Below are 17,003 nucleotides of genomic sequence, written 5' to 3' on the forward strand. Positions count from 1 at the left end.
TATTTCCGCTGTTGCGCCAGCCGCCCTACCTACTTTTTTCCCGAAAGCCCCGATAAGTATTGCACTTGTAATCTTGGCTTGGCATTTTTCACCGCCTCCTTGCATTGCCTTAACAAGTCATCAGCGATGTTGATATTGCGCACAAATTCCACATTATCCGCTAATCCGGATAAAGCCGTTTTCATGCGTTGTGCAATTACGGTAAGTATAGACTTTTGGGAAGATACGTTCGAGTTGCTTTTGGCCGATTCTATCCTTTTTAAAAAGTTACGGATGGCGGTTACTTTGCGGTCTTTGCCTTTCATGGCGATAAATGACTTTATCAGTTGCAGTTCGAGGCTGTATTTCTTAACGTTCACAAGGGCTTTGGGGGCTTTTTCTTTAACCACTTTGATTTTAGTTTTCACTTTGGCCTTTACTGCCTTTTTAGGCTTTTTGGCTTTGGCGGCAACCTTTTTTGTTTTTCGGGGTGCGGGTATTTTTTTCTTAGGCGGGGCGGGAGCTTTGCGTTTAGTAAGCGGTGCTTTGCCTTTGGCCTGTTTCTTTACAGGGGTTTTGTCAACGCCCTTGTTGTCCTTCAGGTATTGGCTCACCTGCTTAATAGTAGCATCTACAGTTTCCTTTACTTCGGGGTCGTTGTTATAATACACCAATGTTTTACCCTCTTTGGTGGCATTCTTCACATATTCATGGGCGGTACGCAGGTTTTCAGGCAATACCGAAGGGTTGATACCCAGTTCAAAATAAGATTGTACGTTCATATTAAATAGCTAAGAGTAGTTTAATTTTAATCGCCCTTGCACGAAGGCGCAGGGCTTCGAGTTCCGAATAATCAAATTCGGGGTCTGATTCAGGCTCATTGACCTGTTGCATCCTTTTTAACGGTTTTACCTCGTCAGAGCCTTTGTCCGCTTCAATTTCCCCTGCAATCAGGTCTAATTGGTGGGGGGCTATAAATACACTGGCCTTAAAGCGTTCCTGTAACAGCGTAAGCACCTCTTTTAGCTTATTGGTTGAAAATTCAGCTATCATATATTCCGCCTGCTTATCAAACCTGCCGTTTTCCATTAAGCGGTTGAGGTCTTGGTCAAGGAACACTTCCCCGCTGATTTTACGGGAGGCGTGTATTTGTAACTGGTAGTTGTAGTTCCGTTTTTTAAAGAGGCTTACCCCCATATCTGTTTCTATGCCGCCGCTTGGGGGCAGGGATGCGATAATAGGCAGGGCTTTTAACAGGGGAACTTTGATAATTTTCTCACTGCCTGTAAAGTCGGGGGCTTCCCATCCGTAAGGCATGATTTTGCCTTTGCGCACCTTTCCTTCGCGGGTGGTAAAGGTGATTAACCGCCCCTTGTTTAACAGTCCTTTGCCCGAATTATTCTCTGAATAACTCTGCAAGAGGTTGCCTGTGGCAATGTAAGCGATACCCCGCTCAAGGGTGGCCGACTTAATGGCTATTTGCCAATTAGACTTTGTGTATTCCCAATCTCCTTGTCGGGTGTCATTACTCCGTCCGATAATAGCAGCTATATCACTGTATTTACTCAAGGGGATATTGATGCGTTTACGACCGCTGGCAATGGCAAGCTGCAATACCATTTTACTTGGCAAATAGGGTTTGGCAGCATTTTCATTCACGGCTACCCCCAACGAAACAGCAACGCTGTTCCCCGATTTGGGGTCGTAGGGGTCAATGGGGTATTCCAAAAGCCTTCCGATATGAAAAAAGCTAAGCATTTTAAGCACGGTAGCGGATTGGTTTTTCAGCCCGCCCACAACATTGGCTAATTTCAGTTTACGTGCTTCTTGCAATTGCCGGTACAAGGTTTGGTAGTCCCCTTGCGGTGGCAACATTGCTATTTTGGTATCGTACTCATCGTTGATTTCTTGTGTCAGCCGTTCGGTTTCCTGTTCTACCCACTGGCTGTACTTCTCCCTTAGTGTTGATTTGATTTCATGGGGGGTCTTACCATTGGTTGCCTGTGCATACAGGTTGTCAAGCTCTGATACTGTGTAAGGCTTTTTAAGGATGTTCACCTCGCATTTTTCGATATAGGTATTATTGCCAAAGGCACTCTTACCGCCTTTGCCCACAATCATAATTTTGCGCTCAAGGGTAACGGCCTTTAAGTCCACGTATTCTACCTCAAGGTCGTATTCGTCAATCTGCTTTAAGTAAGCAACCTCTTCCTCATACGCTGCCAAAACATCTTTGTAAAACCCTTCCTGCATTTGGGCAGAAAGTACCGCCACCCTGCCTGTTACCTTATGGGCGGCATCTTCGGTGGTGTACCGTTTGTCGGTAGCTAATTTGGCCAGCTTCATCGGGTCGTCCAGCAATTCATTGATTTTGCGGTTGTCCCGTAAATACTGTACCACTACGTTATCCCCGATACGGTTTAGAAAATCATCGGTACTAAGCATGGCTGCACTTTGCCGTTGGTTGCTGGAGGTGTTGGCATCCAAACTTTTGAGTTTGTTTTGCAGCATCATCATTAACCGTTTTTCTGCGGGTATAGCCGAAAAAACGTAATCGTAAATAGGGGGAAGGATTTGTCCGGTTCGGTTGATGCGCCCCCGCTTTTGTACTTCGGTGCTGATGTTCAATTCAGCCTGTAAAAGTAACATTACCCGTTGTTTCACTTGTGAGGGGGGCACTTTTTTAGTGGGCAGTGCATGGGCACTTGCCCCTGTGGAGCCGCTTTGGTTGATTAAAAGTACGTCCGCTTCGTTATCGTTAAACCTTCGGAACGCATCGTTGGTGTTTTCACGTTTACGGGCTACTACTGTTCCGATATACCGGATAGCGGTGTTGGGCTTGGCGGTCGTTGCCGTGGGTACTTTTCCCAAACCGTTTAACCCGTGATGCCCTTCGTTTTTTATTATTTGTTTAATTTCAACGGGCTGCCAATAAAAGTCAAGTTCTACGGTACTAAACCCCTTTTTGATGGACAGCAGTTCTTCAAGGGAGGTATAACCGTATTCGGCACTTTCCCAATCGCCGTTCAGGACGGCAAACCCGTACAACAGGTCTTCCCCGTCAAAACCATTAATGTACCAGTCGCTGCCCCCGAAAAAGTAATGCAGAAAAGCCGTGTCATTGTTTTTTCTGTAATTGGAGCGGGCGTTGTCTGCTAACTGGTTTAACTGAGCTACCACCTCGGATAATTCATCGTTACCCATAATAGCCCTTTGCTGGTTTTGGGGCATTAGCTTTTTAAGGTTCGCATTCAGGTCGGATAATTTCAGGGCTTTACCATTTGATTTAGCGTTGTTCTCAAACTGTACTTCGGGCAATGCTTCGTTGGCCTTTGCGGGGGTGAGCTGTAACTCGTACTTACGTCCCGTTACTTCGGCAACGCTGTACCCTGCCGCCTGTATTTTTTGTTTGATAAGGTCAATGGGGCTGATAACAATACCCGAAGTAATGGTGCGTATCCGTTCGGCTATCTTGTTATACTCCCGTTGGGCTTCAAAGGAAAACACCGATATATCAAGTTTCTTATAGTTTACTTCCCCTGTTACGGTGCGTTCGGAATAGCGCAATATCCCGTCCAACCCCTTCATTAATACAGTGGCAAAGTCCGCATTGATGCGGCTGCCTTCTTTTATTCCCGTACCGTCCGCCTCCTGCATGGACTCTAAGAAGCTGCCCATTGTACTGGAAAATGCAATCACGGGTTTTTTACCCTCCTTTAAGCGCATAATGGCACGGTCGGCCACATCGCCCGCTTTGATGGAAAACAGCATTTGGTTGACCACTTGGAATATTTTTGAAAAGTAGGGCGTATTGTCCACCCCTGCACTTTCAGTTCCTTTGCGGGTCTCTATCTCTGTGCCTGTATTGGAAAGGGCGGCAATCATATCCATCTTATAAATTTCAGGCTGCACGTAGGTCAACTGAAAAGCAATGATTGCCCGTAAAATCTCGGTAATGTTATCGGCAATGGCGCGGTGTTCGTCGGCTTTGTCATCAAGGGTGATGTAGTTCACCTCAATACCTTCATAGGTGCGTTCCCTTCTGAGCATTTGCCCATATTCTACCAGTTGCGAGGATAGTATTTCCTGCAAGGCAATACCGCCCTTTTCTATCCCGTCCACCAACGCCTGTTTGGTCATATTGGCTTCGCTAATAGCGGTTTTTAGGGCATATATGGGCAGGTTATCGGGGCGTTTGGCAAAGGTGGCACTTAAAAATATCACCGAAATAGTAGGGTCGATAATGTGTTGCAGCATAATGCCCGTTTTACTTTCCCCGCTGGCGTTATGGGCTTCGTCCATAATAAACACGTTATCGGGGGCAAAGGCGCGGATAAATTGCTGTTTGGCCGAAAGTTTTAAGTGGGAGGTTGTCCCTGTATAGTTGATTTCCCCGCCGTTAAGCTGGCTGTAGGTGAGCATTACATAATCGAACTTGGGGGGCAATTTGCCCGAAGCGATGATTTTGTTTTGCTCCTGTGCCAACGGCGGCTCATACACCACCTTGCCGTCTTCATCCTTTACCTGTGTTTTGCTCTCTTTGGTGTTTAGGATAAACGGATTGAGGGATGCGCTGCCGATGGCCGAAAGGTCGCGGTACAAATCTGAAAACAAATTGGGTTTTTCGGTAATGAAAACGGGTTGTTTACCGTGCTTTACCGCATAGCGTATCATCGCTGCTGCTACCCTTCCTTTTCCTATTCCGGTTTGGTCGCCGATAATGATACCTTGGTTACGGTTTTCAACGTTGAAAATTGAAAGGGCAACCGCGTCGGTTTGTTCGGCACTGAGGGCGTTGTTCAGCTCTTGGGTGGTTTTGTAACCTAATTTCTTTCTGACAAATTCGTCCACGTTTCCTACGGCCTGTTTTAACAGCTCTAAAGCCTGTTGCATTTCCGCCCCCATACTGTCGGGGGTATCAACGTTCAACCGTTTGTTTTTAGAGGCAGGGATATAAGGCATTCCTAAACCGTTGTCCAAAAGCAGTTTTATTTTTTTTGCCTGCTCGTTAAGCCGCAGGGCTTCGTCTTTACTGTGCATTACTGAATCGGATAGTTGTAATTGGGTGATGCGGTGGTACAGCTCATCAAAAGTGTTAATGACTGTATCAGTCGGTTTTTTAAGGGGGGCAACCCCTTGGGGTTGTGCTTTTCTGCCGTTTATCAATAGCAAACGGCTGTTAAAGCCTGTCCCCTGACGGGAATACAGGGCTTTACCGTTGATTAGTAAAATATCTTCAACGTGGTAAAAGTGGTAGAGAAAGTTTAAGAAAATGCGGTTCTTGCCTGCCTGCACCCTGCCGTAACTGTCCCAACGGGTGTGGCCGCCTATAATAATGGCAGCTTTGCCGTTGTCTTTCATGGCAGCCAGTGCATTAATGGCTAACAGGTGGTCAAGGTCATAAATGATATACCCTTCCCTTTTTACAGGGGCGGGCAAGGTTCCGAAAGGCGGGTTGGTAAGCACTGCATCATACACTTGGGGCAATACCCATTCTTCGGCATCCAATCGGTAAATTTCCTTATAGTTTTCTTGGGCAAGGTTCTGTAGTCTTACAGGGTCAATTTCATTAACGGTAAAATGTTCGGGTTGCCCTGCAATGGTGAGCATCCCGTTCCCTGCGGAGGGTTCTAAGTAATTACCCTTTTTATGGATGCCGCAATAGTGCCCCATTAAGTACGCAATAGGTGCAGGGGTGGAATATTGTTGCCATAAAATACTATGTGAGGTGCGGTGGGAAAGGTTGTTTTGCCGTTGGTAGAGGCTTACAATAATATCAAAGGTTTCTTTTTCCGTTACTCCTTTTTGGTGGGCAAGCCTTCTTGCAATACCTACTAAGGCCAGTTCGGTCAGTTCTTTGATTAAATTTTTGTCCGTAATACCGAATTGCCCTGCAAGGGTATTGACTTCCTTGTTGGTAAGCCGTTCCCCCGAATGTAGCCGCTTGGCAATGGAAATCACAAACCCCTTGTTGTCCATCTCTGTAAATTATTTTTTCTTCATTCGTTTGTACACCGCCCTTGCCACCAATGCCAATGCAATAGCACTGACTAAACTAACCCCTACAACGGCGTTGTTCAGGTTGTATTTGGCTACCACTTGGGTGAGGGATAGCATTTTGCCGTTGCCCCGCCACACGCGGTTTTCCCAACCGTTCTTGTTGGCTTGGTAATTGGGCAAGCTGCGCAAATAGGCCAGCCTGCGGTTTACAAGCACACTAAACAGGTTGGAGTTGGCTTGGTTGTCTTTATTGATTTGTGCGGCACGCTGGGCGTAAGTGCCCGATTTGTACCCCAAACTGCTGTAACCGCCCCCGCCCCATACGCTATCGGCAAGCAACAGCTTAATGGCAGGATTGGTTACTTTATCAATGCCGTAAAACTTCCAGTAGATTTCATAGGCCACCCGTTTGGCTTGGGCTTCGGTGAGCTGCCGAAGGGTAGCTTCGTTGCCAACGATGTTAAACAGTTTGGGTGCCCATTCCCGCCAAACGGCTATTGTTACCCCCTTGTTGGTTAAACCGCCGGGGTCGTCTTTTAAAGGTCGGTCGGCAATGCCCCCTTCCCATTCTTTGAGTATGTACTCGTTCCAAAGTTCAAAAACTGCGTCCACGGGTTACTTAAAAAAATGGTAGCGGGTATAATTGCCTGTTTTGTGGGCTTTGTCGTATTCTGTTTGTGTTTGGCCGTCTTTAGCAAGGAAAAGCCCCAAAGAGTTACAAAACCCCATAAGGGCAAGGAATTGGTCGGCGGTAATGGATTTTTCGATAAAAAACCAGGTGGCCACCGCACACACCAAGCCTGTAAACGAGGTACGGCGGTTTTTATAGATAATGGCTAAAATGTTTAACAGTCGTTTCATAATAGGTTGGAAAGAGATTGAGAGTACGCAGTGGGCAAGCCTTTTAACGTTGGATTGTAAGGGGTATCGGTAAGTCTCGAAGGGATAAGCCACACTTCACGGTTTAGCAAAGGGTTAGGGGCATTGGTGAATAATTGGGGATGGGTGATTTTTACCTTGATTAACGGTACTTGGCCTATTTTGTCCCCTTCCGTTAACCGCAATACATCCGATATTGTCCCAATGGGGCGGATGGCATCCGAAGGACGCACATAGAAGTCCCCCGTTTGGCCTTTTTTAGCCCGCCAACTGTTAATATCCCACCACCCGTTGTCTAAGTAGCCGATGTTTTCTTTACCTGTATAGGTCGAGTACACGGGTCGGCCAATGGCAAGGCGGGGGTTCGGGTATTTTACTTTGCCCAAATTAGCCCCCATCCATTGGTTTAAGTAATTGACGTAAGCGGTATTTTCGGGCTTTGGTGCGGGACTTTGCCACAAGCCCGTAGGCTTAAAGATGTCCCGCATCTTTTCAAGGTGGTCTTTGGTCAATATGTTATCAAACCACTCAAACAACGTACCCCCGTCGGATAATTTGTATATCACCCACGCTTTTTGGCTGCGCACCCCGAAGTACTTTACCACCTGTTTGAGTTCATCGGCGTTTAAGCCCTGAACGTATGAGAAGAGTGCCGAAGAGTTATAGGTGTAAATGTCAAAGACGATAAAACGCTTTGACATTTCATTGTATAATTGGTCGGCGATGTTTTTGTAGTAAAAACTATCACGGGTCAGTTTTTTGGTATCAACGGGTATCTGTTTTACCTGTGCTTCCTGATACTCGTCCGTGCCGATGGTTTCCGCCATGTCCTTTTTACGGAAAAAGCGGTACGCTCCGTAGGCAAGCAATAACACACCCGCACCTATACCGATGTCCTTTATCCCTTGTGAGTTCATTACTTACTTTTTATGCCTAATGCCAAGCGGATTTTACCCTGATTGTTGATGATTTTTTGCTCCACACCGGGGGTTCGCGCCCATTCTTCCATTAAGGCAAGGGCGGTGTTGGAAAACCCGTCCGAAAGGGCTTGTAATGACCGTGCGCGGTTGTTCTGTGCAACAAGGTCTGTTTCTTTGGTGTTAATGATGAGTTGTGCCATTTTTTTAGTGGTTGGGGATTAGTGGTTAGTGGTTGTCGGTTGTGTTGCTATTAGCGGTTGGCCTTTAGCTGTTAGCTTCTTTATGCCAAAAGGCTAAGGGCTAATTACCAAAAGCCTCTTATTACAGCGGCGGCGTATTGACTGCCGTTTGTTGGCTGCCCTCGGTGGGGGTATTCATCCAGTTGTAGATGTATTTGGCCATTTCCTTGTCTTGGGTAAGTTTATCAAGGGCAAGGGCTACGTAGGCAAAATGCTCGCGGTCGTTGGTTGCCATTTGCACCAGTTGGTTGGTAGCGTCTGTGATGGCTTTTTGGATTTCGGGGTCGCCCACCGTTTCGATTCCACTGGTTTTACCACCCGAATTGAAACTGTCCACGATTTTATCAAGCAGGGTTTGCAAATAGGGGTTCTTTTCAATGGTATCGGCAAATCCGTCCAAGCCTGTTTTTGAGGCTTTCTCCATATCCAATTCCCTTTTTTGCAATTCCACCTCTTTTTTCATGTCGGATAACTGCAAATCGTTTTTTACACGGTTCAGTTCGCGGGTGGCCTCGTCAAGCTCAGTGCGCAGCTTGCGGTTTTTGTCGGCCTCTTCGTTGTACCATTTTTCGTATTGTTTGGCCAAAAGGGCTTCGTGGCCTGTGTAAACAAGCCCCTGAAAGGCACCACCGAGAGGTACCCCGTGCGTAATGGGGGCAACGGTATTGCCGCTGGTAGTGTAATCAAACTGCCCTTCTTTGACAAATGAAGAGCCGTTGGAGCGGAATACCTCCACCGTGCAGCGGGATAAACCCAAGTCCTGTAATACCTCGCGGACGTAGCTTTCGGGGGTGTTTCCTTTGCCTGTTATATCTTCGTACCGCTCACGGGTGGTTATCTCCCTGCCGTTGACCGATATGCGCATGGCGTTCCCTTGTGTGATGTGGTTAAAATTCATGGGCGGTCTTGCTTATTTTGTAGTGAAACCTGTATCTCTATCAGCTTGTCGTAGATGGCTTGGTTGGAGTGTTTCAGTTCGCGGTAATGCTCCTCTTCGGTGCGCCGCGTATCTTCCAATCGGCGTTCGGTTTCTGATATGGCATTGTCCTGCCGTGCTACCGATATTTTCATATCCACCCATGCTCCCCCACAGAGGGTAACGGCAGATACTACGATGCCGATGGCTTGTTTTAAAGTGAGTTGTTTGTCAAACATGATTAATCAAGGGGTATAAAGTCTGTGCTTATTTTTTGTATGGTTATTCGTTGTATATCTTCTTCTGTTAATTCGTTCAGGTCATACACCACCACACAAAAAGTCCCCTGCTCGGTTTGGGATACAGGGAAACAGTAGCGGGTATTTTGTCCGTCTGTTAAGGGGCTGTGGTGGTAGCTTTGGGAAAAGGCCGCAGCTTGGCTCAACGTGTCAAAGCATACGGCGGTGTAATATTTATATTCCATAGGCTTTACGGGTGTTTTGGGTGATAAATGAAATTTCAGCGGGGGTAAGCAGCCTGTCCCAAAGGATAGCTTCGGATAAACCACTGTTGGTAATTGCGGTATAGGGTGCCCATACTCTCGGTACAGTTACAGGTTGGGTCAACGGTGCAGGAAACGGCCCTGTTTGGAACGATACCGCCATAGGGCTTGCTATACCGTCCACATACACTGTAACCCTGCCCATCCATGAGGTGTTTATTGTCCCGTCGTAGCAAAAAAGAACATGGTGCGGTCGGGTATTGTCAAAAACACTCACCGTTGACATATTTACGGTTGCGTTTAAGTCCCCACCCACAAACCCTGCTTTGTAGCCGCTACCCGAACCTACTACCCTCAGTATCAATCCTCGTATTAGGTCGTTATTGGAGGCGATGTGGTAAAACATAGCAAAGTCAGCCCCTGCGGTTACATTGGTTTTCACCACAAAATGAAAAGAGAACTGTTTACCTGCCCCAAATAGGTAATTGCCTGTGGAGGCAGGGTACACCCATTGGTAATCCGATAAGGGCTTGCCTGCAAAGGCGGTACGGTTGCCCGTAAAACCAAACCGTAACAAAAACTGGTTCGCTGCGGTATTTTGGGTTAAATGGGCGGCTGCCCCGCTTTGGTCGTACCATCGTACCCCTGCACCGTCCGCACCCGAAAGCCAACCTTGCAACCCGCTACCGTCCGATACTGCCGCCTGTGGGGCTATAAAGCCCCCGTATGGGGTGGTTATATCGGTTTCCATATTGTCATACGGCCTTCTGATACGGGCATAACTGCCATTGTAAAGGGCGGATAATTTCCGCACCGAAAAGGCCAGTTTTGCCCCCGCAACCCTATCCAATACAAAACCTTCCCCTGAACCGATAGCGGCTCCGTAGGTGTTATAATTGGTCGTATTGGGGGTATTTCCGAAGGGGGTTTGCATTTTGGTTGTTCGTTGGTGGTTGTTAGTTGTTAGGGATTAGTGTAATTGGTCAACAGTCCACGGACGACGGTCAACGGTTTTGCTGTTGACTGTGGACAGTTGACCGTGGACTGAATCAGCAGCTTATCCGAAAGGCTCTAACGGTAATGTTTTTAGTGCCTGCTGCGGATGCCCAACTAAGGCGTACCGACCCTTTGTAATAGTGGTTTTCAAAGTAGGGAAATACACGTTCCTGCCCGGGAGTGAGCAGGGTGTTATCGTTTAAGGTTACGTTGACCGTTCCTGTGTTTTCGACACTGTACCCCGAATATCCTTCGTGCGGAAAACTGTCGTTATCGCCCGTGTATTTGTAGTCTTCCCAATTTACCATAGCCTTTAGCTGCGTTGGTCAAATACCATGTCCAAATTCAGTGCGCCGACAAGGTTCTCTACAATGGTGACCGATACGGTGTATTGGTAGCCTTGGGCGATAATGCCGCCCTCACCTAAATACAGCATCCGCTCGTTTATCGGCGTTGCAGCATCCACTACCCAAAAGGCACGGTTGCAAACGTCTATCACTATATCACCGCCGTTGGTCGGTTTTAAGCCGATGCGGTAGATGTCTGCGGTATTGCGTTTGTTTTCTGCAACTGCAATGGCCGATATGTAGGCCATGTCCTTATCTGCGGTGAACGTATAGGAATAAGTACCTGCCGCCGTAGCAGCCGCCAAACTGATGTTTAATGTCTTTAATCGTCTCATGGGTGGTTAAAAAAGGGGGGCGGCTTATACCGTCCCCCGTTGGGTGATGGCAGGTTAAACAGCAGATGTTTTGCGTAATTGGGCAGCAGTACCGATAATTTTCAGTTCGATACAACTGTCAGCTACCAGCGATGCGCCTGTTAAGGGCGGGATGATGATACCTGAAAGAGCTTCGTCGGGCATCAATAATTTAGGGTTATCGAGGGTTAAACAGTCTAACAGGTGGCCTGCTTCGGTGATTTGGTCGGTATCGGCAAAAAAGGTTTCCACTTGCTCGTTTAAGAGCCTGCGCGAACCTTGCCACAGCTCAAAACGGCTGTTTTGCAATAAGTACGGCACTAAAAGAGGTTGTTCGCCTGCGGCTGCGGTGATGTTAAAAGCATACTTGCGGCTTTTGTACACCCCTGTTTCAGGTAAACCTGCGGTTTCGGCATAGGCCAAACGGATGGCACCGATGGCAAAGGGCATCTTGCCGGGCAAAATACCTTGGTGCAAATCGGTACGGCCTTCGGTACGGGCAAGGGTAGTATCGATAATGTTCACCGTAGCATTGGCAGAGGCTGCCATTGCGCCTAATTTGTAGCGTACTTTAAAGCTCATATCAATAAACTCGATATTGCCCGCCTCGTAGTGGCGTTTTACATCTTCGCCTGCCTTGCCTTTAACGATTTGGTCAAGCAGGAATTGGGAAATCCCTGCGGAAAAATTGGGGTTGCGTCGTATTACACTCATTTGTTGGTGTTGTTAGTGGTTGGTTGTTAGTTGATGGTTATTAGGGGTTGGTAATAGTCAACAGTCCACGGACGACGGTCAACGGTATTGCTGTGGACAGTGGACTATCGACTGTTGACTATCATTTGTTGACCGTGGACTGGTTAAAGCACTTCCGATACTACGTCAACGGCTTCAACGTTGCCGTTAATGGGTTTTGCGGTTAATACGGTATCAGTGGGTTCGGGTTCGTAGTAGTTGTTGGAGTAATAGTTACCCAAGCCCATCATAGAAGCCATCGGGTCGTTGGTGTAACTGGGCACTTCTCCAATACCGCTAATGGTGGGGACTGTGGCTTTGAATTTTTCTAACAGTTCGGGGGAGATAAAGCCCCGCAAACGGCCTAAACCGCCCATGGTGGATAGCTTCTCCGCACCGTATTGCATGGATTTAAGGCCGCCCACCACTGCCGCACCTACGGAAGTACCTTGTAAAAAACTGCCTAATTTATCGGTGGCTTTGGGCGGGTTGACAAAGTAATAAACAATGCCTGCCACACCGCCTGCAAGCAATACTAAGGGAACGGCCAAGCCTTTTTGGGCGTTCATTCTTTTATCAATCTGATGGGCAATGACAAGGCCGCCCGTGCCGCCCAAAATCTGCAAGCCGACTTGTTTTAACACCGTTGGGTTGGTGTAGGCTTTTAGTGAAAATGATGTACTCATTATGGTTGTGTTGGATTAGAAGGTGATGGAGGAAGTTTTACCCGTTTTACTGCGCTTTTTTGGGTTGCCTTTTGAACGCTTACCCTGCAAACCGTTCAGCCCGCCTTTCTTTTTCTTGGTGGCTGCATACAGCAGCACCAAACCTGTGGCTACCCCCGCACCGATTAAAAGGGTTTTACCATTGCCGCTGCCGCTATTAGTGGCAGGCTGGTTTTGGTAGGTGGGGTTAACCCCCGTTGGGGCATCGTAGCTGGTTTGTTGGCTGTAATTGGGGTTTACTCCCGTTGGGGCGGGGTAAGAAGGGACAGTAGCGGGTAAACTTGGGATAGAAGTAGTGTTGGCAGGGATGGATATGGGGCTGGTGCTGCCTTTATTGGTAAAGTTTTGGATAATATCCTTGCCCTGATTGACTACCTGTACCCCCTTGCCGATGGCATCAAGGATTGGCTTTACTGTTGCAATGATAGCACCTGCGGAAGCCATTAAGCTGGCCACTGTAACAGGCTCACCGTACAATGCGCCCAACCCGAATAAAAAGGGTTTGGATGCCCCTGTATTGATGGCAGAGGTAAAGTTGGAAAAGTTGCCTCCCAAATCCCCTTCCCATACCCGTTTCATGCGGTCAGAAATGGCAGGGTCGGACAAGCCTTTTTTAAACTCAGTAGCCATACCCCTTACGTTGAGTTCTACCAATGCTAAAAAGGCTTTGCGGGGGATAAACAACACCCCTTCGCGACCGTAGTCGATAGCTTTATCTATTAGTTGCTTGGCTTGGTCAATGGTTTGGTTGACTAACTTTTTGGGGTCGGTTACTGCGGTTTGAACAACGGTTTTTACTTCATTCACCACTTTTTTAGCGGCATTGGATACGTTTTTAAAAAAGCCGTTCATCGGTACCCCGTTCATGCCCGTATATATCGTATGGTCAAGCTCTGCAAGCCTGTTTAATACGTCTCCCCTTCGTGGGGTGTACCACGCATCCAAGGCTTGGGTAATTAGTGGGATGGCATTGGTTGGGTTGATACCTGCCTTATAGTAGGATTGCGGGTTTTGCTGCATGGCAGCCCGTGTGGCTGCCAATTTTTGGTACAGGTCGTCCAACCCTGTTAAGGGGATGCCCTGTAAGGAGGTGGTATAATTAATCATGGGGTAATCGTGGTAAGCAGTGATTTGGTCGGGTTCTGCATCAAAGGTGTCCAGCACAGGGTCAACCACTGTATAGCGGTGTTTGTCGCGGTAAGGCTCAAGGCTGCCTTTTTGGTTAGGCACTACCACATAAATATGGTGGTAGTTGCTGGCTTTGCCTACGGCGATGATGCGCAAGTAATGGGGAATGGAAAGGTTGGTAAGGACAGTGGAGATAAAATAGGTAAAGCAGTCGCAGTCCACCCCGTTGCGGGCTTCTTTCACTACCCTTGCAGGGCGGCGTAATTCCTCGCGGCCTGCACGGTCTTGTTTATACTGCACATGGTCTATCAACCATTGGTACAAACGCCTGCAAATCTCTTTTACATCCCCCGCACGGTCGGGCGACAATCCTTTTGAAATGATTTCTTTTGCGAATTTTTGCGTGTCGGTTTTGTACTTCCGTACCTTTTGGTCTATCAGTTGGAGTACCTTACCTGTTCGGATGTATTCGCCTTTGTTGTAGGGTTCGTCGTCGCCCGAAGGCACAGGGAAATACCCCAAATACGGGGTAATATCTTTCAGCCGCCGTTGGGTGGCGGCAGTCAGTCCCAAACCGTTTAAAAAGTAAACGGGTACTTGGGTCTCAAAGCGCGGGTCAATGTGAGGGCCTATCATAATACGTCCCCCAGTCTTTTTATCGTTGCTTTTTGGGGCAACGGTGTAAAGTGGGCATTGCCTAAGCCGATGGTTTTTAAAAGGGCTTGTATAATGCTAATAATGGGTTGGGGGATTAGGTCGTTAACCCGCATGACTTTGGAAATGCTCACAGGGATTAACCCCCACGTAAACCGTGTGTACACCTTTATTTGAGTAGTGGCGGTAAGGGCTGAAAAGGCCATAGGGTCAATGTCCAATGTAAATTGGGGGGTGGAGCGTTGGCCTTGGGTTAACAGCAGGGGTTTCTCAGCAGCGGGGCTGATACCCATCGGCACCTCGTTGTTGTTCTTGTCGATGTACTTTACTACAATATGAAGGGATTTTGCCGAAAGGTTTTGGCCTGTGTAGTTAAAAATATCGGCGGGGATTATTACCCGTATATAGCGGCGGTCTATTAAACCGTGAACGGTGGGGAGTTTGAAAAAACTCTCTACCCTGTTATAAATCCTTGACAGGCGCAGGGCGGTATAGCCGATAGCTGATACCGCTCCGACTGCGGCTAATGTTTTAAGTCCTGTCATCTTTACTCGTAATGGTAGAGCAAAGGTGCAGGGGATGGGAATTATGGGTTCCTAAAACAACGTGTTGTTGATGCAAATGGATAAAATCGGCTTGAATATGCTGAAATAGGAAGAAAAAGAACCCTATTTTTATTGGATTTGTTGTTGGTTTTTTTATTGCTCTTCAAACTCCTTGCCCGGCACACCCAAGTGTTTGTATATCATCTCTACTTCCTTTGGAGTATAATCTTTAGTGTCCCTATCATCCACCTGTAAGTGGGGCACTTTCAGCAGCCACTTTCTCATCACCTTTTCCGACACTTCATATTCATTCTTCAATGTGCTTAAATTCTTGCTTACTAATAATACCCTTTTTGCCATTTCAATGTTTGAATTTTAGTATGTTTGTTTTACAGTAAGTAAATAGATTATTAACCTAACTATGGACACCAACAAGGCGGGGCAACCCTGCCTTTGTTGTTTATAAGGGGTAGTACTTCATTAATTCAGCATATAGCAAGTACAACACCCCCGAATAATACCCCTTAACAGGCTCAGCAACGTCCAACAACACGTTGTTTAAATACCCCTTTTCATACGCCAGCATCAACCCTTCGGCCATTTTTTGGTTGATAGCTATGGTTTTACGCTTTGCAAAGGGCTTCTTCGTTATGGTTTGCAGCTTTACATACAAGGGTTCAGCCAATAACACAGCCGCCCTGTAAGCGCGCTGGTGGATGGGTGGCAACCCTATATATCCATTTACAATTAGTTTGTGCAGTAACCACACCAATGCCTGAGCATCCGAATAGCTGATTCTATACATAATTCGGTCGGGGGGAATGGCTCCCATACCCTGCCAGCTATCAACAACACGTTGTTGGTTCATAGTCTCTTTTCGTCCTTTATCCCGTCAAACACCCATTTGTGCAGCAACACTCCCGTTTGGTTATCGTAAATAAGGGCGGTTAAGAATTTTCCTTTATAACGGCCTGTCACCAGTCCTTTTAGTGCATACAGTCCTGTATCCCCTTTCTTATCCCTGTATTCACATGAAAACAAGGTGGTGTGCTGCATTCCTTCGGGTAAATGGGCTTTATCTTTAAAGTAGATGATAAGTTTATACTTTGCGCGGGTTTTGTACCCCTGCTGCTTCTTTATAAAATGCGGGTTTTGTTCCATTTTCTTACGTTTTTATTAGCGGTTAGCGGGCAACAACACGTTGTTTTTGCAGTGCCCATTGTTTTTGGATGTTTGCCATAGCGTGGTAAAACATTGCTTCCGCTTCGGGTAACTTCTTATTCTTAAAGCGGGTTTCCCACTTGCGGTACACTTTTAAGCGGTCGGTATCAGTCAACAATTCTTTGCGGGCTTTGTCAAGTTCTAATTCTGCTTTAATCAGTGCCTTTCGTTTGTACTGCAATAGCAGCCATTGCTCAGTTTGGATAAACCCGTAAGGGCATTTGTTGTCAAAAAAGGTAATCGGGTTCACCAAAAACTTACCCTCTTGGTACTTTTTGGTTTTATCCCCTTCCAATGGCCGCTCCTTCCATGCCGCTATCAAATCCACCCGTTGGATTAAGGTTTGTTGGTACTTTTCCCAATCCTCACGGGTAAGGGGTTGCTTAAAACTGCCGTACACGTGGTTAAACAGCTTGTTTTTGATTTTACGCTCTGTTTCCGTGTCAAACTGGTGGTAGGGGTACAGGGTGCTGATAGCATAGCGGTAAAACTCCAACACCATTGCCAACTGCCATGCGGGGTATTTTTTGGCCGCCGCGCCGCCGCCCAACCTTTGTTCAGGAAATTCGTCTGTGGATAAGGGTGGGTTTTCCACACAACCATCTGCTTTGAGGGGTGTACAAGAGAAAAGTCCAAGAGGCTTTGCAGTATCAGCCGACAAAGGAGGCTGGCCGCTATTGTTTTCTATCCCGTTATCCCCCAATTCACAGGGTATTGACTGTATATTACTCTTTTCTAAAGAGTTTACAAGATTGCTTTGGCGCACATTTTTCGCTTTGTGGCTATTTTCAGCACCATCGGGGGCGGGTTGGGGTTCTGTTTCCGATAACGGGTGGTTAGGGCTTTGGGGGTCGTACAGCAATATCC

19 protein-coding genes are annotated in these 17,003 nt (G+C 47.1%); all 19 read right to left on the minus strand.

Features of this window, described 5'->3' with window-relative positions; translation table 11 throughout:
* Window positions 1–29 precede the first annotated feature (29 nt).
* The 19 genes from F9K23_17020 to F9K23_17110 all read right to left on the minus strand — a co-directional run bounded on the left by F9K23_17020 (window position 30) and on the right by F9K23_17110 (window position 16,076).
* The gene (locus F9K23_17020; GenBank protein KAB2913526.1) at window positions 30–761 is read right to left on the minus strand and encodes a hypothetical protein; all 732 of its coding nucleotides are present in this window, start codon (window positions 759–761) and stop codon (window positions 30–32) included.
* 1 nt (window position 762) lies between these two features.
* Window positions 763–5,958 carry a hypothetical protein gene (locus F9K23_17025; GenBank protein ID KAB2913527.1) on the minus strand — a complete coding sequence of 1,732 codons (5,196 nt, stop codon included), beginning with the start codon at window positions 5,956–5,958 and terminating at the stop codon, window positions 763–765.
* A gap of 9 nt (window positions 5,959–5,967) precedes the next feature.
* Window positions 5,968–6,591 carry a hypothetical protein gene (locus F9K23_17030; GenBank protein ID KAB2913528.1) on the minus strand — a complete coding sequence of 208 codons (624 nt, stop codon included), beginning with the start codon at window positions 6,589–6,591 and terminating at the stop codon, window positions 5,968–5,970.
* Between the two features lie 3 nt (window positions 6,592–6,594).
* Window positions 6,595–6,840, minus strand: coding sequence for a hypothetical protein (locus tag F9K23_17035; GenBank protein ID KAB2913529.1), 246 nt, complete (start codon window positions 6,838–6,840; stop codon window positions 6,595–6,597).
* Window positions 6,837–7,775: a hypothetical protein gene (locus F9K23_17040; protein KAB2913530.1), complete on the minus strand. Its 939-nt coding sequence runs from the start codon at window positions 7,773–7,775 to the stop codon at window positions 6,837–6,839. The genes F9K23_17035 and F9K23_17040 overlap by 4 nt, the downstream gene beginning before the upstream one ends.
* Window positions 7,775–7,978 carry a hypothetical protein gene (locus tag F9K23_17045; protein KAB2913531.1) on the minus strand — a complete coding sequence of 68 codons (204 nt, stop codon included), beginning with the start codon at window positions 7,976–7,978 and terminating at the stop codon, window positions 7,775–7,777. The genes F9K23_17040 and F9K23_17045 overlap by 1 nt, the downstream gene beginning before the upstream one ends.
* A 121-nt stretch (window positions 7,979–8,099) precedes the next feature.
* Window positions 8,100–8,915 carry a hypothetical protein gene (locus F9K23_17050; GenBank protein ID KAB2913532.1) on the minus strand — a complete coding sequence of 272 codons (816 nt, stop codon included), beginning with the start codon at window positions 8,913–8,915 and terminating at the stop codon, window positions 8,100–8,102.
* Complete coding sequence (locus F9K23_17055) at window positions 8,912–9,172, minus strand: hypothetical protein (protein ID KAB2913533.1); 261 nt, start codon at window positions 9,170–9,172, stop codon at window positions 8,912–8,914. Before F9K23_17055 ends, F9K23_17050 begins: the two co-directional genes overlap by 4 nt.
* Before the next feature lie 2 nt (window positions 9,173–9,174).
* Window positions 9,175–9,417, minus strand: a complete 243-nt coding sequence (locus F9K23_17060) for a hypothetical protein (GenBank protein KAB2913534.1) — start codon at window positions 9,415–9,417, stop codon at window positions 9,175–9,177.
* Window positions 9,407–10,369 carry a LamG domain-containing protein gene (locus F9K23_17065; GenBank protein KAB2913535.1) on the minus strand — a complete coding sequence of 321 codons (963 nt, stop codon included), beginning with the start codon at window positions 10,367–10,369 and terminating at the stop codon, window positions 9,407–9,409. Before F9K23_17065 ends, F9K23_17060 begins: the two co-directional genes overlap by 11 nt.
* A gap of 115 nt (window positions 10,370–10,484) precedes the next feature.
* Window positions 10,485–10,739 (minus strand): hypothetical protein, encoded by a 255-nt coding sequence (locus F9K23_17070; protein KAB2913536.1) that lies wholly within the window; start codon window positions 10,737–10,739, stop codon window positions 10,485–10,487.
* 5 nt (window positions 10,740–10,744) lie between these two features.
* A complete protein-coding gene (locus tag F9K23_17075; protein ID KAB2913537.1) occupies window positions 10,745–11,113 on the minus strand; it encodes a hypothetical protein in 369 nt (122 codons plus the stop codon).
* 54 nt (window positions 11,114–11,167) lie between these two features.
* Window positions 11,168–11,845, minus strand: a complete 678-nt coding sequence (locus F9K23_17080; protein KAB2913538.1) for a hypothetical protein — start codon at window positions 11,843–11,845, stop codon at window positions 11,168–11,170.
* A gap of 143 nt (window positions 11,846–11,988) precedes the next feature.
* Window positions 11,989–12,549: a hypothetical protein gene (locus F9K23_17085; protein KAB2913539.1), complete on the minus strand. Its 561-nt coding sequence runs from the start codon at window positions 12,547–12,549 to the stop codon at window positions 11,989–11,991.
* A 15-nt stretch (window positions 12,550–12,564) separates the two neighbouring features.
* Window positions 12,565–14,352, minus strand: coding sequence for a hypothetical protein (locus tag F9K23_17090; protein ID KAB2913540.1), 1,788 nt, complete (start codon window positions 14,350–14,352; stop codon window positions 12,565–12,567).
* Window positions 14,349–14,915 (minus strand): hypothetical protein, encoded by a 567-nt coding sequence (locus tag F9K23_17095; protein ID KAB2913541.1) that lies wholly within the window; start codon window positions 14,913–14,915, stop codon window positions 14,349–14,351. Before F9K23_17095 ends, F9K23_17090 begins: the two co-directional genes overlap by 4 nt.
* Before the next feature lie 153 nt (window positions 14,916–15,068).
* Complete coding sequence (locus F9K23_17100; protein KAB2913542.1) at window positions 15,069–15,275, minus strand: DUF4248 domain-containing protein; 207 nt, start codon at window positions 15,273–15,275, stop codon at window positions 15,069–15,071.
* A 100-nt stretch (window positions 15,276–15,375) separates the two neighbouring features.
* On the minus strand, window positions 15,376–15,783 hold the full coding sequence (locus tag F9K23_17105; protein ID KAB2913543.1) for a hypothetical protein: 408 nt from the start codon (window positions 15,781–15,783) through the stop codon (window positions 15,376–15,378).
* Window positions 15,780–16,076, minus strand: coding sequence for a hypothetical protein (locus F9K23_17110; protein KAB2913544.1), 297 nt, complete (start codon window positions 16,074–16,076; stop codon window positions 15,780–15,782). The genes F9K23_17105 and F9K23_17110 overlap by 4 nt, the downstream gene beginning before the upstream one ends.
* Window positions 16,077–17,003 lie beyond the last annotated feature (927 nt).

The sequence above is a fragment of the Bacteroidota bacterium genome (genome assembly GCA_008933805.1).
Classification (GTDB): Bacteria; Bacteroidota; Bacteroidia; order UBA8524; family UBA8524; genus SB11.

Bases quoted from the DNA above. Each gene is read 5' to 3' on its own strand.
- F9K23_17020 (KAB2913526.1), bottom strand. From the start codon at position 761: ATGAACGTACAATCTTATTTTGAACTGGGTATCAACCCTTCGGTATTG.
- F9K23_17085 (KAB2913539.1), bottom strand. From the start codon at position 12,549: ATGAGTACATCATTTTCACTAAAAGCCTACACCAACCCAACGGTGTTA.
- F9K23_17090 (KAB2913540.1), bottom strand. From the start codon at position 14,352: ATGATAGGCCCTCACATTGACCCGCGCTTTGAGACCCAAGTACCCGTT.
- F9K23_17060 (KAB2913534.1), bottom strand. From the start codon at position 9,417: ATGGAATATAAATATTACACCGCCGTATGCTTTGACACGTTGAGCCAA.
- F9K23_17105 (KAB2913543.1), bottom strand. From the start codon at position 15,783: ATGAACCAACAACGTGTTGTTGATAGCTGGCAGGGTATGGGAGCCATT.
- F9K23_17035 (KAB2913529.1), bottom strand. From the start codon at position 6,840: ATGAAACGACTGTTAAACATTTTAGCCATTATCTATAAAAACCGCCGT.
- F9K23_17070 (KAB2913536.1), bottom strand. From the start codon at position 10,739: ATGGTAAATTGGGAAGACTACAAATACACGGGCGATAACGACAGTTTT.
- F9K23_17080 (KAB2913538.1), bottom strand. From the start codon at position 11,845: ATGAGTGTAATACGACGCAACCCCAATTTTTCCGCAGGGATTTCCCAA.
- F9K23_17110 (KAB2913544.1), bottom strand. From the start codon at position 16,076: ATGGAACAAAACCCGCATTTTATAAAGAAGCAGCAGGGGTACAAAACC.
- F9K23_17025 (KAB2913527.1), bottom strand. From the start codon at position 5,958: ATGGACAACAAGGGGTTTGTGATTTCCATTGCCAAGCGGCTACATTCG.
- F9K23_17100 (KAB2913542.1), bottom strand. From the start codon at position 15,275: ATGGCAAAAAGGGTATTATTAGTAAGCAAGAATTTAAGCACATTGAAG.
- F9K23_17045 (KAB2913531.1), bottom strand. From the start codon at position 7,978: ATGGCACAACTCATCATTAACACCAAAGAAACAGACCTTGTTGCACAG.
- F9K23_17065 (KAB2913535.1), bottom strand. From the start codon at position 10,369: ATGCAAACCCCCTTCGGAAATACCCCCAATACGACCAATTATAACACC.
- F9K23_17055 (KAB2913533.1), bottom strand. From the start codon at position 9,172: ATGTTTGACAAACAACTCACTTTAAAACAAGCCATCGGCATCGTAGTA.
- F9K23_17050 (KAB2913532.1), bottom strand. From the start codon at position 8,915: ATGAATTTTAACCACATCACACAAGGGAACGCCATGCGCATATCGGTC.
- F9K23_17040 (KAB2913530.1), bottom strand. From the start codon at position 7,775: ATGAACTCACAAGGGATAAAGGACATCGGTATAGGTGCGGGTGTGTTA.
- F9K23_17075 (KAB2913537.1), bottom strand. From the start codon at position 11,113: ATGAGACGATTAAAGACATTAAACATCAGTTTGGCGGCTGCTACGGCG.
- F9K23_17095 (KAB2913541.1), bottom strand. From the start codon at position 14,915: ATGACAGGACTTAAAACATTAGCCGCAGTCGGAGCGGTATCAGCTATC.